Source organism: Janthinobacterium sp. TB1-E2 (assembly GCF_036885605.1).
Classification (GTDB): domain Bacteria; phylum Pseudomonadota; class Gammaproteobacteria; order Burkholderiales; family Burkholderiaceae_D; genus Janthinobacterium; species Janthinobacterium aestuarii.
Genome location: NZ_CP142523.1, coordinates 3,819,904 through 3,839,705, shown reverse-complemented (window position 1 = coordinate 3,839,705; position 19,802 = coordinate 3,819,904). Strand labels below are relative to the sequence as shown.

The 19,802-nt window shown below is 65.5% G+C and carries 15 protein-coding genes; 11 read left to right on the top strand and 4 right to left on the bottom strand.

Annotated features, from left to right (window positions below):
- Window positions 1-28: 28 nt before the first annotated feature.
- Both OPV09_RS17100 and OPV09_RS17095 read left to right on the top strand, forming a co-directional pair.
- Entirely contained in the window at window positions 29-1,135 is a 1,107-nt protein-coding gene (locus OPV09_RS17100) for an efflux RND transporter periplasmic adaptor subunit (protein ID WP_338678874.1), read from the top strand.
- On the top strand, window positions 1,132-4,209 hold the full coding sequence (locus tag OPV09_RS17095; protein WP_338678873.1) for an efflux RND transporter permease subunit: 3,078 nt from the start codon (window positions 1,132-1,134) through the stop codon (window positions 4,207-4,209). Before OPV09_RS17100 ends, OPV09_RS17095 begins: the two co-directional genes overlap by 4 nt.
- Here OPV09_RS17095 and OPV09_RS17090 read toward each other — a convergent pair.
- Window positions 4,206-4,598 (bottom strand): winged helix-turn-helix transcriptional regulator, encoded by a 393-nt coding sequence (locus OPV09_RS17090; RefSeq protein WP_034755697.1) that lies wholly within the window; start codon window positions 4,596-4,598, stop codon window positions 4,206-4,208. The genes OPV09_RS17095 and OPV09_RS17090 overlap by 4 nt on opposite strands.
- 5 nt (window positions 4,599-4,603) lie before the next feature.
- Here OPV09_RS17090 and OPV09_RS17085 point away from each other — a divergent pair, with 5 nt between their 5' ends.
- Complete coding sequence (locus tag OPV09_RS17085) at window positions 4,604-5,440, top strand: NAD(P)-binding domain-containing protein (protein WP_072453431.1); 837 nt, start codon at window positions 4,604-4,606, stop codon at window positions 5,438-5,440.
- On the opposite strand, the gene OPV09_RS17080 is transcribed toward OPV09_RS17085, so the two are convergent.
- Window positions 5,437-6,474 carry a helix-turn-helix transcriptional regulator gene (locus OPV09_RS17080; RefSeq protein WP_338678872.1) on the bottom strand — a complete coding sequence of 346 codons (1,038 nt, stop codon included), beginning with the start codon at window positions 6,472-6,474 and terminating at the stop codon, window positions 5,437-5,439. The genes OPV09_RS17085 and OPV09_RS17080 overlap by 4 nt on opposite strands.
- 217 nt (window positions 6,475-6,691) lie before the next feature.
- On the opposite strand from OPV09_RS17080, the gene OPV09_RS17075 reads away from it, so the two are divergent.
- Window positions 6,692-8,698: a glycoside hydrolase family 3 protein gene (locus tag OPV09_RS17075; protein WP_338678871.1), complete on the top strand. Its 2,007-nt coding sequence runs from the start codon at window positions 6,692-6,694 to the stop codon at window positions 8,696-8,698.
- 7 nt (window positions 8,699-8,705) lie between these two features.
- On the opposite strand, the gene OPV09_RS17070 is transcribed toward OPV09_RS17075, so the two are convergent.
- The gene (locus tag OPV09_RS17070) at window positions 8,706-9,824 is read right to left on the bottom strand and encodes a Gfo/Idh/MocA family oxidoreductase (protein ID WP_338678870.1); all 1,119 of its coding nucleotides are present in this window, start codon (window positions 9,822-9,824) and stop codon (window positions 8,706-8,708) included.
- Window positions 9,825-9,855: 31 nt separating this feature from the next.
- Window positions 9,856-11,043, bottom strand: a complete 1,188-nt coding sequence (locus OPV09_RS17065; RefSeq protein WP_338678869.1) for a phytanoyl-CoA dioxygenase family protein — start codon at window positions 11,041-11,043, stop codon at window positions 9,856-9,858.
- 103 nt (window positions 11,044-11,146) lie between these two features.
- On the opposite strand from OPV09_RS17065, the gene OPV09_RS17060 reads away from it, so the two are divergent.
- The 7 genes from OPV09_RS17060 to OPV09_RS17030 all read left to right on the top strand — a co-directional run bounded on the left by OPV09_RS17060 (window position 11,147) and on the right by OPV09_RS17030 (window position 19,686).
- Window positions 11,147-12,196 carry a LacI family DNA-binding transcriptional regulator gene (locus OPV09_RS17060; RefSeq protein ID WP_338678868.1) on the top strand — a complete coding sequence of 350 codons (1,050 nt, stop codon included), beginning with the start codon at window positions 11,147-11,149 and terminating at the stop codon, window positions 12,194-12,196.
- 66 nt (window positions 12,197-12,262) lie between these two features.
- Window positions 12,263-14,071, top strand: a complete 1,809-nt coding sequence (locus tag OPV09_RS17055; RefSeq protein ID WP_338678867.1) for a DUF885 domain-containing protein — start codon at window positions 12,263-12,265, stop codon at window positions 14,069-14,071.
- 102 nt (window positions 14,072-14,173) lie between these two features.
- Entirely contained in the window at window positions 14,174-14,629 is a 456-nt protein-coding gene (hpaR, locus tag OPV09_RS17050) for a homoprotocatechuate degradation operon regulator HpaR (protein ID WP_223278727.1), read from the top strand.
- 314 nt (window positions 14,630-14,943) lie between these two features.
- Window positions 14,944-16,110, top strand: a complete 1,167-nt coding sequence (locus OPV09_RS17045; RefSeq protein WP_338678866.1) for a porin — start codon at window positions 14,944-14,946, stop codon at window positions 16,108-16,110.
- Between the two features lie 28 nt (window positions 16,111-16,138).
- Window positions 16,139-16,663: a sugar dehydrogenase complex small subunit gene (locus tag OPV09_RS17040; protein ID WP_331776424.1), complete on the top strand. Its 525-nt coding sequence runs from the start codon at window positions 16,139-16,141 to the stop codon at window positions 16,661-16,663.
- Window positions 16,664-16,672: 9 nt separating this feature from the next.
- Window positions 16,673-18,283 carry a GMC family oxidoreductase gene (locus tag OPV09_RS17035; RefSeq protein WP_338678865.1) on the top strand — a complete coding sequence of 537 codons (1,611 nt, stop codon included), beginning with the start codon at window positions 16,673-16,675 and terminating at the stop codon, window positions 18,281-18,283.
- Entirely contained in the window at window positions 18,280-19,686 is a 1,407-nt protein-coding gene (locus tag OPV09_RS17030; protein WP_338678864.1) for a cytochrome c, read from the top strand. Before OPV09_RS17035 ends, OPV09_RS17030 begins: the two co-directional genes overlap by 4 nt.
- Window positions 19,687-19,802 lie beyond the last annotated feature (116 nt).

Below are 19,802 nucleotides of genomic sequence, written 5' to 3'. Positions count from 1 at the left end.
GCTCTGATCACTCATTCATGGAATTCCTATGCGCTGGCGCCGCCTCGCTTCATCTGTTGTCATTTCCACTTTACCCCTGGTGTTGAGCGCCTGCGCCGACAAGGCGCAGGCCGATCCGCGCACGGCCACGCCGCTGGTGCGCGCCGTCACGGTGCAGGGCGCCGAGGCGGGCACGCGCAGCTTCACGGGCGTGGTCGCGCCGCGCGTGCAGAGCGATCTCGGTTTTCGCGTGGCCGGCAAGGTGCGCGAACGGCTGGTCGACGCCGGCCAGGCCGTGCGCCGTGGCCAGCCATTGATGCGCCTCGACGCCGACGACTTGCAACTGCTGGCGCAGGCGCGCCACGAAACAGTCATCGCCGACCGCGCCCGCGCGCGCCAGGCGGCGGATGAAGAAGCGCGCTACCGCGACTTGCGCGGCACGGGCGCCATCTCGGCATCCAGCTACGACCAGGTAAAGGCGGCGGCTGACGCGGCCGCCGCCCAGCTCAAGGCGTCCGAAGCCCAGGCCGGGGTGGCGCGCAATGCGCTGCAGTACGCGGTGCTGCTGGCCGACGCCGACGGCGTCGTGATGGACACCCTGGCCGAACCGGGCCAGGTGGTCGCGGCCGGGCAGGTGGTGGTGCGCCTGGCCCATGACGGCCGGCGCGAAGCGGCGATCCAGCTGCCTGAAACCTTGCGTCCCGCGCTCGGCTCCACGGGCCAGGCTACCCTGTTCGGCAGGCCGGGTGCCGGCGTGCCGGCCACCTTGCGCCAACTGTCGCAGACGGCGGACCGGCAAACGCGCACTTTCGAGGCGCGCTATGTGCTCGACGCGGCGCTGTCAAGCGCGCCGTTGGGTGCCACCGTCACCTTACGCCTGCCCGGCGCGCATGCTGGCGCCGCCAGCGTGCAAGTACCGCTGGCGGCGCTGCATGACGCGGGCAAGGGGCAGGGCGTGTGGGTGATCGGCGGCGCGCCGTCGCAGGTCAGCTGGCGGCCCGTCAGGTTGCTGCGGCTGCACGAGGATGGTGCCGACGTGGATGGCGTGAAGGCGGGCGAACGCATCGTCGCGCTGGGCGCCCATCTGCTGCGCCAGGGCGAGCAGGTCAGGGTCGAACAGGTGCCAGTGGCCGCCGCCGCGGGAGTGCGTCCATGAGCGCGGCCGGCTTCAACCTGTCCGCGCTGGCCGTGCGCGAACGTTCCGTCACCCTGTTCCTGATCTGTCTCATTTCGCTGGCCGGTCTGCTGTCGTTCTTCAAGCTGGGTCGCGCGGAAGACCCTGCGTTCACGGTCAAGGTGATGACTATCGTCACCGCTTGGCCCGGCGCCAGCGCGCGCGAAATGCAGGACCAGGTGGCCGAGAAGATCGAAAAGCGCCTGCAGGAGCTGCGCTGGTACGAACGGGCCGAGACCTATACCACGCCGGGCCTGGCCTTCACGACACTGACCCTGCTCGACGGCACGCCGCCCGAGCAGGTGCAGGCCGAGTTTTACCAGGCGCGCAAGAAGGCCGGCGACGAGGCGGCCAATTTGCCGGCCGGCGTGATCGGCCCCATGATCAATGACGAATACGCCGACGTCACCTTTGCCCTGTATGCGCTGAAGGCCAAGGGCGAGCCGCAGCGCCTTCTGGTGCGCGAGGCGGAAACCCTGCGCCAGCGGCTGCTGCACGTGCCGGGCGTGAAAAAGGTCAATATCATCGGCGAGCAGGCCGAACGCATCTACGTGGAGTTTTCGCAGGAGCGCCTGGCCACCCTGGGCGTGCGGGCGCAGGACGTGTTCGCCGCGCTGAACGGCCAGAATGCCTTGAGCCCGGCCGGCTCGGTCGAGACGCGCGGGCCGCAGGTATTCATCCGCCTCGACGGCGCGCTCGACGCGTTGCAAAAGATCCGCGATACACCTGTGGCGTCGCAGGGGCGCACCCTGGCCCTGTCCGATATCGCCACCGTGCGCCGTGGCCAGGAAGATCCGGCCAGTTTCATGGTGCGCAATGGCGGCGAACCGGCGCTGCTCTTGGGCGTGGTCATGCGCGACGGCTGGAACGGGCTGGATCTGGGCAAGGCGCTGGACGGGGAAGTGACGGCCATCGGCGCCGCCATGCCGCTGGGTATGAGCCTGGCCAAGGTCACCGACCAGGCAGTCAATATCGGCGCGGCCGTCGACGAATTCATGCTCAAGTTCCTCGCCGCGCTGCTGGTGGTGATGCTGGTGTGCTTTATCAGCATGGGCTGGCGGGTCGGCATCGTGGTGGCTGCCGCCGTGCCATTGACCCTGGCCGTGGTGTTCATCGTGATGGCGGCCACTGGCAAGAACTTCGACCGCATCACCCTCGGTTCATTGATCCTGGGCCTGGGCCTGCTGGTGGATGACGCGATCATCGCCATCGAAATGATGGTCGTGAAGATGGAAGAGGGTTACAGCCGCATCGCCGCCTCCGCTTATGCCTGGAGCCACACGGCCGCGCCGATGCTGGCCGGCACCCTGGTCACGGCCGTGGGCTTCATGCCGAACGGCTTTGCCCGCTCCAGCGCCGGCGAATACACGAGCAATATGTTCTGGATCGTCGGCATCGCCCTGATCGCCTCGTGGGTGGTGGCGGTGGTGTTCACTCCCTACCTGGGCGTGAAGCTGCTGCCTGAACTCAAACACGTCGCCGGCGGCCATGATGCGCTGTACGACACGCCGCGCTACCACCGTTTTCGCCGGCTGCTGGGGCGCGTGATCGCCCGCAAATGGCTGGTGTTCTGCACCGTGATCGGCTTGTTCGTGCTGGCCGTGCTGGGCATGGCCGTCGTCAAGAAGCAGTTTTTCCCGATATCGGACCGTCCTGAAGTGCTGATCGAAGTGCAGCTGCCCTACGGCAGCGCGATCGGGCAGACCAGCGGCGCGGCGGCCAAGGTGGAAGCGTGGCTGGCGCACCAGAGCGAGGCGAAGATCGTCACGGCCTATGTGGGCCAGGGCGCGCCGCGCTTTTACCTGGCGATGGGACCGGAATTGCTCGACCCGTCGTTTGCCAAGATCGTCGTGCGCACCGACAGCCAGCAGGCGCGCGACGCGTTGAAACAGCGCTTGCGCGTGGCCGTCGCCGCCGGGCTGGCGCCCGAGGCCAGGGTGCGCGTCACGCAACTGGTGTTCGGCCCTTACTCGCCTTTCCCCGTCGCTTACCGGGTCAGCGGCCCCGATCCCGAGGTGTTGCGCGGCGTCGCCGGCCAGGTGCAAGCCGTGATGCAGGCCAGCCCCTTGATGCGTACCGTGAATACGGACTGGGGCACGCGTACGCCGACCCTGCATTTCAGCCTGCAGCAGGAGCGCTTGCAGGCGATGGGCCTGACGTCGGCCGCGGTGGCGCAGCAGCTGCAGTTCCTGCTCAGCGGCGTGCCCGTTACGGCCGTGCGCGAAGATATCCGCACGGTGCAGGTGGTGGCGCGCGCGGCCGGCGACGTGCGGCTGGACCCGGCGCGCATCGCCGACCTGACCCTAGCCGGCGCGAATGGCGAGCGCATCGCGCTGTCGCAGGTTGGCAGCGTCGAGGTGCGCTCGGAAGAACCGGTGATGCGCCGGCGCGACCGCCAGCCGACGATTACCGTACGCGGCGACATCGCCGACGGCATGCAGCCGCCCGACGTCTCGGGCGCCATCACGGCGCAGCTGCAAACGGTCATCGACAAGCTGCCGGCCGGCTACCGCATCGAGCAGGCCGGCTCCATCGAGGAATCGGCCAAGGCCACGCAAGCCATGCTGCCGCTGTTCCCCATCATGCTGGCATTGACCTTGCTGATGATCATCCTGCAGGTACGTTCGATCTCGGCGATGGTGATGGTGTTCCTGACCAGCCCATTGGGCCTGATCGGCGTGGTGCCTACCTTGCTGCTGTTCCAGCAGCCGTTCGGCATCAATGCGCTGGTCGGCCTGATCGCGCTGTCGGGCATTTTGATGCGCAATACCCTGATCCTGATCGGCCAGATCCACCAGAACGAGGCGGCCGGCCTGGCGCCGTTCGACGCCGTGGTGGAAGCGACCGTGCAGCGCGCGCGTCCCGTGATCCTCACGGCGCTGGCGGCCATTCTGGCGTTTATCCCGCTGACCCATTCGGTATTCTGGGGTACTTTGGCCTATACCCTGATCGGCGGCACGTTTGCCGGCACGGTACTGACTTTGGTGTTCTTGCCCGCCATGTATGCGATCTGGTTCCGGATACGGCCGCAGGCAAGGGCTGCGCCGCAGGTTTAATCTGGCGCGGCAGGATCGGCAGCGGCGTGCGCCAGGCGTGCGCGCCGCAGTTCGGCCCACTCGATCAGCGCCTGCATCGACGGTCCCAGCGCATGGCCGATCTCGCTCAATGCATATTCCACCCTGGGCGGTACCTGCGCATAGACCTTGCGCACGACGATACCGTCCTTTTCCAGCTGCTTGAGCTGCTGGATCAGCATTTTCTGGTTGACTTCCTCAATCAGGCGCTCCAGGTCGGAAAAGCGCAACGGTGCCTTGGCCGCAAACAGCTGGCACAGGATGATGATCTTCCATTTGCCTTCGAGTACGCGCAAGGTCTCGGTGGTGGCGTCGGCCCAGTCTCGGCGATTTTGCGGATCGCCACAATTCCATTCCCGTTGTTTTGTCATGATATGTGGGTTACTTACTTTTTGGTGGGTACTTCCCATTATTGCATAAGGCTCCTAAAATCACAGCAGATTGGACGATCAACGACACGGAGCTCATGAACATGAAGATAGGAATTATTGGAACGGGAAATATCGGCGCAACCCTGGCGCGCAAGCTGCTGTCCGCCGGCCATGAGGTGAAGATAGCCAATTCCGGCGGCGTCAAAGGCGTGCAAAGCGTGGCCGACGACATCGGCGCTGTGCCGGCCGATGTGCATGGCGCCGTCGATGGCGTGGACGTGGTGGTGCTGGCCATACCGCTGCCGGCCATGGCCAGCCTGCCTGCCGGCCTGTTCGACGGGGTGCCGCCGCAGGTCACCGTGATCGACACCAGTAATTATTACCCTGGCATGCGTGACGCGGCGATTGCGCAGATCGATGCGGGCATGGCCGAAAGCGTCTGGGTGTCGGCCCAGCTGGGGCGTCCGGTGGTCAAGGCCTTCAACAATGTGCTCGCGCATACGCTGGCCGCGTTGGGCCAGCCCGCAGGCACGCCGGGCCGCCTCGCCATTGCCGTCGCCGGAGATGACCCGATGGCCATGCAGGCGGCGATGACCTTGGTGGAGCAGGCCGGATTTGACGCGGTCGATGGCGGCACCTTGGCGCAGTCCTGGCGCCAGCAGCCCTGCACCCCCGCCTACTGTTGCGACCTTGAGGCGCCCGCCATGGCCAGGGCGCTTGCCGCGGCGGTTCCCGGCAAGGCGGCCGCGATACGCGACCGGATGCCGGCGCAGTTCGCCAAGCTGGGCGCGCATGCCAGCCATGACGACATCGTCGCCATGAACCGGCAACTGAACGTCTAGGCTCCGGCGGCATCCTGCCGGTAGCGTGCCGGCGGCAGTTCGAACTGGTTCTTGAAGAAGCGGGTGAACGCGCTTTGCGAGGAAAAGCCCAGGCGGTCGCCGATTTCCGCCACGCTCAGGCTTGTTTCGCGCAGCAAACGGCGCGATTCGCGGCTCTTGGCGCGCAGTTCCAGTGCGCGGAACGAGGTCTGCTCCTGCTGCAGCTGGCGCTGCAGGGTCCAGCGGTTCATCGCCAGGCCGTCGCACAGGGCCGGTAGCAGCGAGGCGCTATCGGCGTCGCCCGCGCCTTGCCGGCCCAGCAGATCGATGATGGCTTGCTCCACGCGGGCCGAAAACAGCTGCGCCCCCTGCAGCTGCTGCAATTGCCCCTGCGCGTGCCGCAGCGCGTGCGGCGCCAGCATGGCGTTGAACTGGGCGAAGGGCCGGTTCAGCGCCGGTGCGTCGAACGTCAATGTATTGCGCGCCTGGCCAAAGGTGGCGGCGGCGCCGAAGCACTCGGAAATGGCCGGCGCGAACCATGGCGCCTTGCCCTGGAATCCGGCACGGAAGGCGGTGGGCGCGCCATCGTCGTAGGCGCGCGCCACCAGCGACAGCATGCGGAAATTGGCCAGCGCCTGCATGGCGCCGCCCGACGGGCAGAACTCGGACAGGTATTCGATCTCGATGCGCGTGCCATTTTCGCTCATCAGCATGAAATCGAATTCGCCGATCAATCCCCGCAAGTGCAGCAGCTCGTGCAGCGCGCTGCGCAGGGTGGGGCGGTTGAAGCAGACGTGGGCGATGCCCGAGTAATGCGCGAACCAGTGCGTTACGTCGAGGTCGAGCAAGCCGCGGTGCTGCGGCAGTTGTTGGGCGTAGGCCGTCATGCGGCGGTGCCGCTCGGCGTTGATGCGGCCGCCCGGTTCGTCCAGCTGCGCCGGCGTGATGCCCGTGCGCTGAAAAAACTCGGCGGGGTCGTGGCCATCGGCCTGCATGGCGCGCGCGCATTGCTGCGCGATCCGGTTCGAAACCGTACGCGTGTCGGGTTTGTGCAAGGCTGTCTCCTGCTTATCCTGCTTGTTGTAGTAATTTTTCACAAATATTAGCACTTTGTAGGAGATTGTTGGTTGTTGTGCCATCTAACCAAAAATTGTTCTCGCGGGTATAAAACGCGTGCTGCGCGGTCAAGAAACTCACGCATTCTCACGCTATATTGTTTTCGGCCGGCCTTGCTGCCGCGCCTTGATACCTACAAAAACAGTCTTGGAGATAATGATGAATTGCACTTTGAAACCGATGGCCCGCATGGTCGCCGGCTGCGTCGCCACGCTTGCCCTGGCCGCCTGCGGCAATAACGGCAGCGTGGAATACAAGCAGCCCGTGTTCGGCGCCACCACCTACAGCCAGATCCAGGTCGACGGCTATGCCTTCAAGGACATGAACCGCAACGGCAAGATCGATCGATACGAAGACTGGCGCCTGCCGGCCGAGGTGCGCGCCGACGATCTGCTGTCGCACATGAGCCTCGATGAAAAAGCGGGGCTGATGATGCACGGTACGGCGCCCACAGTGGCCGACCCCACCGGCATCGGCCAGGGCGGCGCGTATGACTTGACGGCCCTGCAGGACCTGATCGTCAAGCAGTACGTCAACACATTCATTACGCGCATGGCGGGCGACTCGGCCAATATGGCGGCCCAGTACAACAAGGTGCAGGCCCTGAGCGAAACGTCGCGCCACGGCATCCCGGTGTCCATCAGCACGGACCCGCGCCACCATTTCCAGTACACGGTGGGCGCCAGCGCCGGCACCAAGGGCTTCTCGCAATGGCCTGAAACCCTGGGCCTGGCCGCCATCGGCGACGATGCGCTGGTGCGCCGCTTCGGCGACATCGCGCGCCAGGAATACCTGGCCGTCGGCATCACGCAGGCCCTGTCGCCGCAGGCCGACCTGGCCACCGAGCCGCGCTGGTCGCGCATCAACGGCACCTTTGGCGAAGACGCGGACCTGGCCAAGCGCATGGTGCAGCACTATATCGAGGGCTTCCAGGATGGGAACACGGGCTTGCATGACGGCAGCGTGGTGGCCGTCGTCAAGCACTGGGTCGGCTACGGCGCCACGAAAGAGGGCTACGACGGCCACAATTACTATGGCCGCTACATGACCTACCCGGGAAATAATTTCGCCTACCACGTGAAACCGTTCGAGGGCGCCTTCACGGCCAAGGCGGCTTCCGTCATGCCGACCTACGCTCTACCGGACGGCAATATCACGATCGACGGCATCACCCTGGAACAAGTGGCGGCCGGCTTCAGCAAGACCATGCTGACGGATCTGCTGCGCGGCAAATACGGTTTTGAAGGCGTGATCCTGTCCGACTGGGGCATCACGTCGGACTGCGACGCCAACTGCCGCAACGGCACGGCGCCTGGCGTCGCGCCTTCCTTCATGGGCTTCGGCACGCCGTGGGGCATGGAAGACGCCACCAAGGCCGAGCGTTATGTAAAAGCCGTGACGGCGGGGATGGACCAGTTTGGCGGCGTGACGGAAGCGCCATACCTGACGCAAGCCGTGCAGCGCGGCCAACTGACGGAAGCGCGCATCAACGCCTCGGCGCGCCGTATCCTGATCCAGAAATTCAAGCAGGGCCTGTTCGAGCATCCGTTCGTCGATGCGGCCAAGGCGGCCACCACGGTGGGCAAGGCGGATTTCGTCGATGCTGGCCTGGACGCTCAGCGCCGCTCGCTGGTCCTGCTGGAAAACAAGGACAAGGTCTTGCCGCTGGCGGCCACCGTCAAGAAGGTCTACCTGTACGGCATCGATGCGGCCGTGGCCAGGCAATATGGCTACACGGTGGTCGCCACGCCGCAGGAAGCGGACGTGGCCCTGCTGCGCGTGGCCGCGCCGTATGAAATCCTGCACCCGAACTACATCTTCGGCAGCATGCAGCACGAAGGACGCTTGAACTATGTCGACGGCGACGCCGACTACGAGGCGATCAAGAACGCGGCGAAATTGGCGCCGAAGACGGTGGTCACCGTGTACCTGGACCGCCCGGCCATCCTCGGCAACGTGCAGGACAAGGCCAGCGCCATCGTCGCCAACTTCGGTGTCAGCGATGGCGCGCTGTTCGATGTCCTGACGGGCAAGGCCAAGCCGCAAGGCAAGCTGCCGTTCGAGTTGCCATCGTCGATGGCCGAAGTGCAGGTGCAGAAATCGGACGTGCCGTATGACACGGCGCATCCGCTGTACAAGTTCGGTTACGGACTGGCCTACTAAACGCCGTTCAACGTACGGTAATCCAGCTGCGCTCTTGCATGGAGCGCAGCGCCGCGGCTACCAGCCGGTCCACCTCGTAGCCGTCGCGGAAGGTGGGCCAGACCGGCTGGCCGCCCGCGATGGCCTGCAAAAAGTCGCGCGCTTCAATGACGATCTGCTCGTTGTAGCCGGTGCCGTGCCCGGCGCCCTGGCTGAACGCCAGGTAGTCGGGGTGGGCGGGTCCCATCAGCAGGCGCTGGAAACCCTGGCGCTGCGCGGGGCGGCCGGCGTCGTACAGCCATAATGCATTCTGGTCTTCTTGGTCGAAGGCGAGGGCGCCTTTCGTCCCCGTGATGCGGTAGGTGTAACCCATCTTGCGTCCGGCCGCCACGCGGCTGAAGGTCAGGGCGCCCAGCGCGCCGCTGGCAAAGCGCAGCATCACATTTCCCTGGTCGTCATTCTCCACCGCTTCCATGCCAGCCGGCCCTTGCCGTTGCGCGTGCACGGTATTCATGTCCGCCACCAGCGAGTCGATGGGGCCGCCCAGGCGCAGGGCCAGGTTGAGCAGGTGCGAGCCCACGTCGGCCAGCGCACCTGCCCTGGTGGCCGTCGCCTCGCGCGTGCGCCACGAGGCAGGCGCGCGCGGGTCGTGCAGATAGTCTTCCACGTGTTCGGCGGCGACGTGGATGATCTCGCCGATTTCGCCCGATTCGATGATCTGTCGCGCCAGTTGGCTGGCCGGCGTGCGGATGTAGTTGTAGCCGACCATGTTGGCCACGCCCGCCGCTTCGGCCGCCTGCGCCAGCTGCAGGGATTCCGCGGCCGTCATGCCCAGTGGCTTTTCGCAGAACACGGGTTTGCCCAGGGCTAGCGCGGCCAGCACGATGTCCTTGTGCGTGGCCGGCGGCGTGGCGACGATGATGGCGTCGATGGCGCGATCATTGACCAGCGTGCGCCAGTCGCCCGTGGAGCGGTTCCAGCCCAGTTCCTGCGCGCTGCGGGCCGCGCCTTCCGCACTGCTGGTGCTGATGCACTCGCATACGGGGTTCAAGGCCGTGGGAAAAATGCCGCGCACGGCCTTGTAGGCGATGGTGTGGGCCTTGCCCATGTAGCCGGCGCCGATCAGGCCGATGTTGATGTCTTGCATAGGGAGTCTCCGAGGATGTCGCGATAGGGGATCAAGCTTGCTGGCGCCAGGCATGGCTGTCCAGGGCGTCGAGGAAGCGGGCGGCGGGCCAGTCCTGTGCCAGCGCTTCGTGCATGAGCTGCTGCTGCGTGGGCGGTGCCATGCCGCCTATGGGCTGGTCGCGATCGAGGTTGCTGGGGAAGGCATAGCCCTCGGCGCAGGCTGCAATCGCGTGGCCGATGCCGTCGCCGGACAGGGCACCCTGGTCGCGCAGCGCCTGCAGTGCCGGATACAGCGCGGCGCTCATGGCGCGGCGGTCCAGCGCTTCCATGGCGCGCCCGAACGGCGACGACACTTGCAGCAAATTCGCCATGCGGCGGATGTCGGACGAACGGTTATGGCCCGCCGCATGGAACAGGGCGGGATTGAAGAAGACGGCGTCGCCCTGGGAGAGCGGCAGTTGCACGCAATGCCGGGCGAAATAATCGCGGAAGGGCGGTTGCTGCCAGGCGAGGAAACCGGCCTGGTAGCGCTGCGAATACGGCAGGTACAGGGTGGGACCGGATTCGACCGGCATGTCGCAGTGGGCGACGGCACCCTGCAAGGTCAATAAGGCCGACATCTGGTGCACGGGAGCGGGATAGGCGGCACAACTGACGGCGCTCTGGAAGCCCAGGTGATAGTCGCGGTGCGGCGCCTGGGCCGCGCCGCCCGGGTTGACGACGTTCACTTGTGCCGTCATCTGGTAGGCGAGTCCCAGCCACGCCTCCGCTATCCACGCAAACACGGGATTGGCGTAGTAGCGCGCAAAGGCTTCGGGCGCGCGCAGACACAGTTTTTGCTGGGCGTTCCAGATGCGGTCGTTCGCGCCCGGTTTGGCGAAATGGTCGCCGCCCGCCTGGCCGCTCGCGTGCTGTTCGGCGATCAGTGCGCGAAAGACACTGCTGACCTGTTCCAGCGTCGCCGTGTCGTCGACGGCGCGCTGGAACACGATGACGCCGGGGCCATCCATCAGCGCCTTGCCCCATTCTGCCTGCAGCGCGCGCAGCGACGCGGTACTGGTGGCCAGCGCACGCACCCTGTCGCAATCGTAGACGAGGATATTGTCTTCCACCGCGGTGGCGTGCGGATAGTCAGCCAGCACAGTGCATTGGCTGACGGTGTGGATGAAATCATCGAGCTGGCAGTCTTGCGGCGACAGCCAGAAGGGGGCGGGCGGCGCGGCGTCTTGGGTGGTCATGCGGTGTCTCCTGAGTTTTACGTTGTAGAATCAGTATAGGGATGAAAATCGGCATTTTTCATCAGAAAATCCATCAAAAAACCATCAATGGAATGGACATGGCATGACGCATCCGTTTCCCGTCAAGGTCGTGGCGCTGCAGGCCGGCGTCAGCGTGGCGACCGTCGACCGCGTGATCAAGCAGCGCGGGGGCGTGCACGCGAATACCGTGCGCCGCGTGATGCAGGCGCTCGATGAACTGGCGCGGCAAAGCACGCAGGTGGGTCTGGCCGGCAGGAAGTTCATGCTCGACGTGCTGATGGTGGCGCCGCGCCGCTTTACGGACGCCGTGCGCGCCGCACTGGAAGCGGAACTGCCGTCCTTGCATCCGGCCGTGCTGCGCTCGCGTTTTCACCTGCATGAAACCCTGGAAGTGGACGGCATCGTCGACCAGCTGGAGCGCATCCGCAAGAACGGCAGCCACGGCGTGCTGCTGAAGGCGCCGGACTTGCCGCTCGTGGCCGAGGCAGTAAACCGGCTGGCGGCGGCCGGCATTCCCGTGGTGACCCTGGTGACGGACTTGCCAGCTTCCGTGCGCCGCGGCTACGTGGGCATGGATAACCGCGCGGCGGGCGAGACGGCCGCGTGCCTGATCGGCCGGTGGCTGGGCGCGGGCCAACGGCCCAGGAAACAGCAAGTGCTGGTGACCCTGAGCAGCAACCGTTTTCATGGCGAGGAAGAGCGCGAGATCGGCTTTCGCCGCGCGCTGCGCGAACGGCACCGCCATTTATCCATCGTCGAAGTGAGCGAAGGCCACGGCATCGACGGCGCCACGGGCGCGCTGGTGCGTGAAGCACTGGCTACGCATCCAGGCATCGCCGCCGTGTATTCGATCGGCGGCGGCAATACCGCCATCGTGCAGGCATTCGCGCAGGCGGGCCGGCCTTGCCAGGTCTTCATCGGCCACGACCTCGATGCGGACAACGTGGCGCTGCTCAAGTCGGGCGCCATCCACGCCGTGCTGCACCATGACCTGGGCCAGGACATGCGCCGCGCCTGCCAAGAGATACTGCGGGCGCAGGGCGCGCTGCCGGCCCTGGCGCAGGTGCCGCCCTTGTCCGCCATCCAGATCGTCACGCCATGGAACCTGCCCGCGCTGAACGGGGTGAATTGACAGTTACCCGGGGCTGGCCGATACTCGCCGCTTCGCTCATCGTTCACCTCAGGAAGGAATCCCCCGATGTCCGTCACTCCGCAATTGTGCAAGACCGTGCTGGTAGCCGCACTCTCCATCGCGTTTACCATGCCCGCCATGGCCGCCGTCCCTGCAGCTGCCGCCGCTTCATCGGCCTGGGTCGAGACCAGCAACCGCAACGCGGCCATCGTGCTGGCGGCGCAGGCGCAGTTCTCGCCCGAAGACGCGTCCGACACAGGCCTGGCCCAATACGACGGCCTGGCTGCCGACCTGGGGCCGAACATCACCGAGCGCCACGTGGCGGCCATGCAGAAGGCGCGCGCGCAATTGCAGCAAAAGCTGGAACTGGAACGCGACGAGCGCATACGCCAGGACCTGGAAATCCTGATCGGCGCCGTCGACCAGGAGATCATGGGCACGCAGTTGGAAGCCAAATACACCCTGCCGTGGGTCGATGTGCCGCAAATGGTCTTTGGCAGCATGCAAAGCCTGCTGCAGGAGCAGCGCCCGGCCGCGCGCCGGGCCAAGGCGCTCGAGCGCCTGCAACGCTACGTGGGCCAGTTCCCGGGCAGCACGCCGATCACGGCGCAGGCAAAGGCGCGCTTCACGGAAAAGATCGGCCAGCCTGGCCTGGCGGGACCCGTGCGCCTGCAGGTGGAGCAGTCGCTGGAAAATGTGCCGACGTATATCGCCGGCATCCGCAAGCTGTTTGCCGACATGAAGATCAAGGGTGCGGAGAGCGCACTGGCGGCCATGGAGCAGCAGCTGAACGAGTATGCGGCATGGGAAAAGCAAGTGGTGCTGCCCCTGTCACGCACGGATTTCCGCATGGCGCCCGAGCTGTATGCATTCCGCCTGAAACAGGTGGGCATCGACATCGAGCCGCGCGCGCTGGTCGAACGGGCGCAGGTGGCTTACCTGGAAACGCGCGCCGCCATGCAGGCGCTGGCGCCCGTGGTGGCGGCCAAGCTGGCCTTGAAGGGCGTCGACGGCACGGACTACCGCCAGGTGATGCGCGCGCTGAAGGCCGATTCCATCCCCAACGAGCAGCTCGAAGCGCACTACAAGGGTGTCAATACGCAGCTGGAACAGCGCATCGCCCGGCAGCGCGTGGTCGATATTCCTGCGCGCGCCATGACCATGCGCCTGGCGTCCGCCGCCGAATCGGCGGCCCAGCCGGCGCCGCATATGCGTCCGCCTCCGCTGATCGGCAATACGGGCGAGCACGGACAGTTCGTCCTCCCCGTCAGCAATCCGGCCGCCAGCGGCAAGGGCGAGGCGTATGACGATTTCAATTTCGCGGGCGCCGCCTGGACCCTGAGCGCGCACGAAGGCCGCCCTGGCCACGAGCTGCAGTTCAGCGCCATGGTGGAGCGGGGCGTGTCGCAGGCGCGCAGCCTGTACGCGTTCAACAGCGTCAACGTGGAAGGCTGGGCGCTGTACGCGGAAGCGGAGATGATTCCGTACGAGCCGGCCGAAGGCCAGTTCATCGCGCTGCAATTCCGCATGCTGCGCGCGGCGCGCGCCATGCTCGACCCGATGCTGAACCTGGGGCAGGTCACGCGCGAGGAAGCGGGGCGCATCCTGACGGACGAAGTGATGCTGTCGAAACCGATGGCGCGCCAGGAGCTGGACCGCTATACCTTCAACATGCCGGGCCAGGCGGGCAGCTATTTCTATGGCTATACGCGCATCCTGCAACTGCGCGCGGAAACGGAGCTGGCGCTGGGCGACAAATTCGACCGCCTGGCGTTCAACAACTTCCTGCTGGGACAGGGCTTGCTGCCGCCGGAGCTGCTGGCCAAGGCCGTGCGCGAGCACTTCATTCCGGAGCAGAGAAAAGCCAGGGGCTGACGCCAAGGCATGGGAGCGGCAGGGAAGGGGAATTTTGCCGCTCCTCTCCTCGGGCCAGTCGTATAATGACGCTCATTGTGCCGGTCCACCCAGGAGTTCCACTTGCAGCTACCGATCCGTTATCCGAACATGCCGCAACTGCTGCTGAAGGCCCGCGACAGCCTGCTCCAGCATTTCCGCCCCATCCTCAATCACTTCGGCGTGACGGAGCAGCAGTGGCGCATCATGCGCGCGCTGAATGAAAGCCCGACCCTGGAACCGCGCGAGCTGTGCGAGATCTGCCAGATTTCGAGCCCCAGCATGAGCGGCATCCTGGCGCGCATGGAAGAGATCGGCCTGATCGGGCGCAGCAAGTTCGAAGGCGACCAGCGCCGCCGCAAGGTGCACCTGTCCGAAGCGGGCGCCAGTTTGCTGATGCAGATGGGGAAGCTGATCGACCTGCAATATGCGCATCTGGAAGCGGCTTACGGCAAGCAAGTGTTCGAAGACATGCGCCGCGCCCTGGAAGCGTTTATTGCTCTTGAAACCCTGCCGGTGGCGCCCGCCATCCTGCGCTGAGCGGCAACCCCGCTCCCATCTTTCCCTTTCCGTACGGCCATCAGGCGCGTGTTTTTCAGCATGCGCCGCCGCTGCTTTTCCCATGCCTGTTCCTGTGATTTCCCCGTGCTGCGGGGCTTGCGTCGTCACGCCTGCCGGATTTGCTATAAGACTAAGCCTTACGGTCAATCACTTACATGTGAGTAAATAAGCGTATAATTTGCTTCACTTGATCCAGATCAAGAAGAACAGCGGACGCTCCCCTCGCGGGAGGGAACTGCAACGCGGCGCCACGCCCGTATTTCGCCAGATAAAACAGCAAAGTCAGGAAAAAAATGAACACACCATGCATGCGCGCTGCGGCGCTCGCCGTCTCCACGCTCGTCGGCGCAAACGTTTGCGCCCAAAGCAATATCACCATCTACGGCGTGGTCGACGCGGCCACCGCGTACGCGAGCAACCAGGGCGGCAAGTCGACTACCTATATGCGCAGCGGCAGCTTGTCCGCCAGCAAGATCGGTTTCCAGGGCGTGGAAGACCTGGGCGGCGACCTGAAGGCGCTGTTCCTGCTGGAAAACGGCTTTGAAAGCGATACAGGCGCGCAAAGTTCGGCCAGCGCCCTGTTCAACCGCCAGGCCTATGTGGGCTTGCAATCGGCAGCCTACGGCACCGTGACGGCGGGCCGCCAGTACACGCCGTACTACCTGCTCGTGGGTTCCCTGGCGTCGAGCAACGTCTTGACGGGCGCCACCGGCGCCCACCCGGGCGACATCGACGGCCTCGACACGACCGTGCGCATCAGCAATTCCGTCACCTACAGCATGCCCGCCTGGCGTGGCTTGCAGGCCAGCGCGCAATACGGCTTTGGCGAAGCGGCCGACGGCAATGCCGTGGGCAGCAGCTTCAGCGCCGCCGTCAAGTACAGCACGTCGCCAGCCGAATTCGCGCTCGGCTACCTGAAACTGAAAAATGGGCAGAACGGCGCCGGCTGGAGCGATAACGCATCGGGCAGCTTCGGCATCTCGGCCCTCAACCAGGGCTACGCCTCGGCGGAAAGCATAACGTTCATCGCCGCCAGCGCGCGCTACACCATGGGCAAGTGGATGGTGGGCGCGAATGCCAGCAACGTTCAATACCAGGCGGGCAGCCGCTCGGCCTTCCGCGACACGGCCATCTTCAATACGGCCGGCCTGATCTCGAGCTACCAGCTGACGCCACAGTGGTTCCTGTCCGCCGGCTACAGCGACACCTTCGCCAGCCACGCCAACGGCATCGCCGATCGCGCGCGCTACCGCCAGCTGTCGTTCGAACAGAATTACGCGCTGTCCAAGCGCACGGCGATCTATCTGATCGAAGCGCGCCAGCTGGCGCGCGGCCAGACCCTGGGCCAGGACGGCGCGATCGTCAACGCCGTCGCCTCGGTCGGCGATTCGCAAAACGGCACGCCGTCGTCGAACGGCGGGCAGACGGTGGTGATGGTCGGTCTCAAGCATTCTTTCTGAACGGTTGCTGAACTCACGGGAGCTTCAATTGGACGCTACACATAATAAGGAGGGCCGCGGCCCCCTGAATCCCGGCCGCCGCATGGTGCTGGCCGGCCTGCTGTCGGCTTCGGCCGCGGCGCTGATTCCCTGGGCGCTGGCCGAACCGGTCGCCAATGCGGAGCAGGGCGCCTTCCTCGGCGTGTCGGCCATGCTGGTGGGACGGCAAGTGCTCGACCCCGTGCTGGCCACACGCCTGTATGACGCGCTAGTGGCGCAGGACGCCGCCTTCCCCGCGAAGGTGCGCGCGCTGCTGGCGCTGATCAATGCGCAGGGTTTGCAGGCTGCCGGCCTGCAGGAAGCGCTCGACGCGCTCGACCCGGCCCAGTCGCCGCTGGCGGCCTTGCCGCGCCAGATCGCCAGCGCCTGGTATCTGGGCATCGTGGGCACGGGCGAGGCGGCCGTCTGCGTCGCCTACGAGCAGGCCTTGAACGCGGCCGTCGTCGCCGACGTGCTCAAACCTCCCACGTATTCCTACGGCGCCTACGGCAGCTGGGCCAGAAAACCAATTTAAGGAGCCATCATGGCTGAAGAACTCTCCGCCGATTACCTCGTGATCGGCTCCGGCATCATCGGTTCCCTGGCCGCGCGCAAGCTGGCGCTGGCCGGCGCCTCGGTGCTGATCCTGGAAGCGGGCCCGCGCGTGTCGCGCGGCGAAATCGTCGCCCGTTTCCGCAACACGACGCGCCGCAGCGACTGGATGTCGCCATATCCATCGGTGGCCACGGCGCCGCACCCGATCTACCAGCCGAAGGACAACGGCTACCTGGTGCAGGCCGGCCCGTACCCATACCCGGCCGAATACATCCGCCAGTTCGGCGGCACTTCGTGGCACTGGGCCGCGCAAGCGTGGCGCAACGTGCCGAACGACTTCCGCATCCATACCCTGTATGGCGTGGGCGTCGACTGGCCGATCAGCTATGAAGACCTGGAGCCGTTCTACCAGGAAGCGGAAGAGATCATGGGCGTTTCGGGTGCCGAGAACACGGGTTCGCCGCGCAAGCAGCCATTCCCAATGGACTCCGTGACGGAACCGTACGCCATGCGCCGCATCCGCGAGCGCCTCGACCCGTCGTTCAAGGTGGTTGGCAACACGGTGGCGCGCAACAGTGTCAGCTACGATGGCCGCCCGGCCTGCTGCGGCAATAACAGCTGCCAGCCGATCTGCCCCATCGACGCGCAATACCATGGCGGCATCGCCGCGCTGCAGGCGGAAGCAGCGGGCGTCAAGATCGTCTGCAACGCCAACGTCTACAAGCTGGAGCACGATGCGCAGGGCCGCATCACGGCCGCCCTGTACTACGACGTCGACAAGAAGAGCCGCCGGGTCACGGCCAAGACCTTCATCCTGGCCGCCAACGGCATCGAAAGCCCCCGCTTGCTGCTCGTTTCCGCCTCGGACAAATACCCGAACGGCCTGGCCAACAGCAGCGACATGGTGGGCCGCAACCTGATGGACCACCCGAGCACCTCGATCACCTTCGACGCCGATGAAGACCTGTGGCTGGGCCGGGGCCCGCAAAGCCCCAATTCCATCAATACCATGCGCGATGGCGATTTCCGCAGCCAGCATTCGCCGTACCGCCTGGACTTCACGAACATCTCGCGCGTGGATGGCGCCACCAGGGAATTGATCGGCAAGGGGGTGTTTGGCGATGCATTCGAACAGCAGCTGCGTTTCCGCTCGGCCCGTGAAATGAGCTTGAAAAACGTGCTGGAAGTGCTGCCGAATCCGGAAAACCGCATCGCCCTCAGCAGCGAGAAGGATGCCATGGGCATTCCCAAGCCGCAGGCGCATTACGCGATCGACGAGTACACGAAGCGTGGACACGAACGCTCGAAGCAGGATTTCGAGCGCATCGCCAAACTGATGGGCGGCACCAATCTGCGCCATAGCAAGGAAGGCGTGTTCGCCAACAACCAGCACATCTGCGGCACCCTGTCGATGGGCTCCGACCCGGCCAAGGCCGTGTGCGACCAGTGGGGCCGCACTTTCGACCACGCCAACCTGTTCCTGTGCAGCACGGGCGTGCTGCCCACGTCCGGCACCTGCAATTCGACGGAAAACGGCCTGGCCGTGGCCCTGCGCACCGTCAAGCATATCCTCGACGAACAACAGGGAGGCACGGCATGATGGCGATCTTCAGACTGGCGGCCGGCGCCGCCTTGCTGTCCCTGGCCTTGCCCGTGCTGGCGGCGCAAGCGCCGGGCGCGGACGTGCAGGCGATCGAACGCGGCCGCTACCTGGCCACGGCCGGCGACTGCATCGCCTGCCACAGCGTGCCTGGCGGGAAGCCGATGGCGGGCGGCCTGGCCCTGGCCACGCCGCTGGGCGCCATCGTCGCCACCAACATCACGCCGTCGACAACGCATGGCATCGGCAACTACACGCTGGCGCAGTTTTCCGCCGCCGTGCGCCACGGCGTGCGGGCCGACGGCGCCAATCTGTACCCGGCCATGCCCTACACGGCCTACGCCAAGGTGACGGATGACGACACGGCCGCCCTGTACGCCTACTTCATGCATGGCGTGGCGGCAGTGGACACGGCGCCGGCGCAAAAGACGGACTTGCCATTCCCGTTCAATATCCGTTTGTCGATGGCGGGCTGGAATCTGCTCTTCCTCGATAAAAAACCGTTCGTGGCCGATGCGTCGAAAAGCATGGAGTGGAACCGTGGCGCCTACCTGGCGCAAGGTCTGGCCCACTGCACCACGTGCCACACGCCGCGCAACGCCCTGATGGCCGAGCAGCTGTCGAAGGAGCTGGGCGGCGCCGACCTGGGCACCTGGTATGCGCCGAACATCACGTCGGACGTCAACAGCGGCGTGGGAGGCTGGAGCCAGCAGGAACTGGCCGGCTACCTGCGCACGGGCCGCGCCGCGCACCGGGGCCAGGCGGCAGGCCCGATGGCCGAGGCCATCGACCATAGCCTCAAGCACCTGAGCGACGCGGACTTGAACGCCATCGCGCACTACATCAAGAGCGTGCCTGCCATCCGCGACAAGGCGGACGTGAAACCGGTGACGCAATGGGGCCAGGCTGGCGACGAGTTGAGCAGCATCCGCGGCGTGCCGCTGCCGCAAAACCTGAACACGATGTCGGGTGCGCAGCTCTACGATGCGCAGTGCGCCAGCTGCCACCAGGCGAAGGGCGAGGGCAGTTTCGACGGCAGCTTGCCGCCGCTGTTCCACAACTCGGCGACGGGCCGCGGCAACAGCAACAACCTGGTGATGGCGATACTCGATGGCGTGGAGCGCCAGGACGGCAAGGGTAGCCATGCCGGCCACCTGATGCCCGCGTTTCGCCAGACTCTGTCGGACGAGCAGATCGTCACCCTCGGCAATTACGTGCAGCGGATGTACGGCAATCCCGCCATCAAGGTGACGGCGGAGCAGGTGACGACCTTGCGCAATGGCGGCGCACCGTCGAACCTGATCGGCCTGGCCCGCGCGGGCATCATCGTCGGCGTGCTGGTGCTGCTTGCTTTGCTGCTGTGGTGGCGGGGACGCAGACGCAAGGAAACATCAGCAGCGTAAAAATACACCCTGAAGCAAAGGCTGGGGTCAGACCCGAGAGGGTCTGACCCCTTTTTTTTTACGCAGGAGTTTGCAACTGGTTTGCATCTGTGGGGATTATGTACTATCATTAGTTA

Bases quoted from the DNA above. Each gene is read 5' to 3' on its own strand.
- OPV09_RS17100 (WP_338678874.1), top strand. From the start codon at position 29: ATGCGCTGGCGCCGCCTCGCTTCATCTGTTGTCATTTCCACTTTACCC.
- OPV09_RS17095 (WP_338678873.1), top strand. From the start codon at position 1,132: ATGAGCGCGGCCGGCTTCAACCTGTCCGCGCTGGCCGTGCGCGAACGT.
- OPV09_RS17090 (WP_034755697.1), bottom strand. From the start codon at position 4,598: ATGACAAAACAACGGGAATGGAATTGTGGCGATCCGCAAAATCGCCGA.
- OPV09_RS17075 (WP_338678871.1), top strand. From the start codon at position 6,692: ATGATGAATTGCACTTTGAAACCGATGGCCCGCATGGTCGCCGGCTGC.
- OPV09_RS17070 (WP_338678870.1), bottom strand. From the start codon at position 9,824: ATGCAAGACATCAACATCGGCCTGATCGGCGCCGGCTACATGGGCAAG.
- OPV09_RS17065 (WP_338678869.1), bottom strand. From the start codon at position 11,043: ATGACCACCCAAGACGCCGCGCCGCCCGCCCCCTTCTGGCTGTCGCCG.
- OPV09_RS17060 (WP_338678868.1), top strand. From the start codon at position 11,147: ATGACGCATCCGTTTCCCGTCAAGGTCGTGGCGCTGCAGGCCGGCGTC.
- OPV09_RS17055 (WP_338678867.1), top strand. From the start codon at position 12,263: ATGTCCGTCACTCCGCAATTGTGCAAGACCGTGCTGGTAGCCGCACTC.
- OPV09_RS17045 (WP_338678866.1), top strand. From the start codon at position 14,944: ATGAACACACCATGCATGCGCGCTGCGGCGCTCGCCGTCTCCACGCTC.
- OPV09_RS17035 (WP_338678865.1), top strand. From the start codon at position 16,673: ATGGCTGAAGAACTCTCCGCCGATTACCTCGTGATCGGCTCCGGCATC.
- OPV09_RS17030 (WP_338678864.1), top strand. From the start codon at position 18,280: ATGATGGCGATCTTCAGACTGGCGGCCGGCGCCGCCTTGCTGTCCCTG.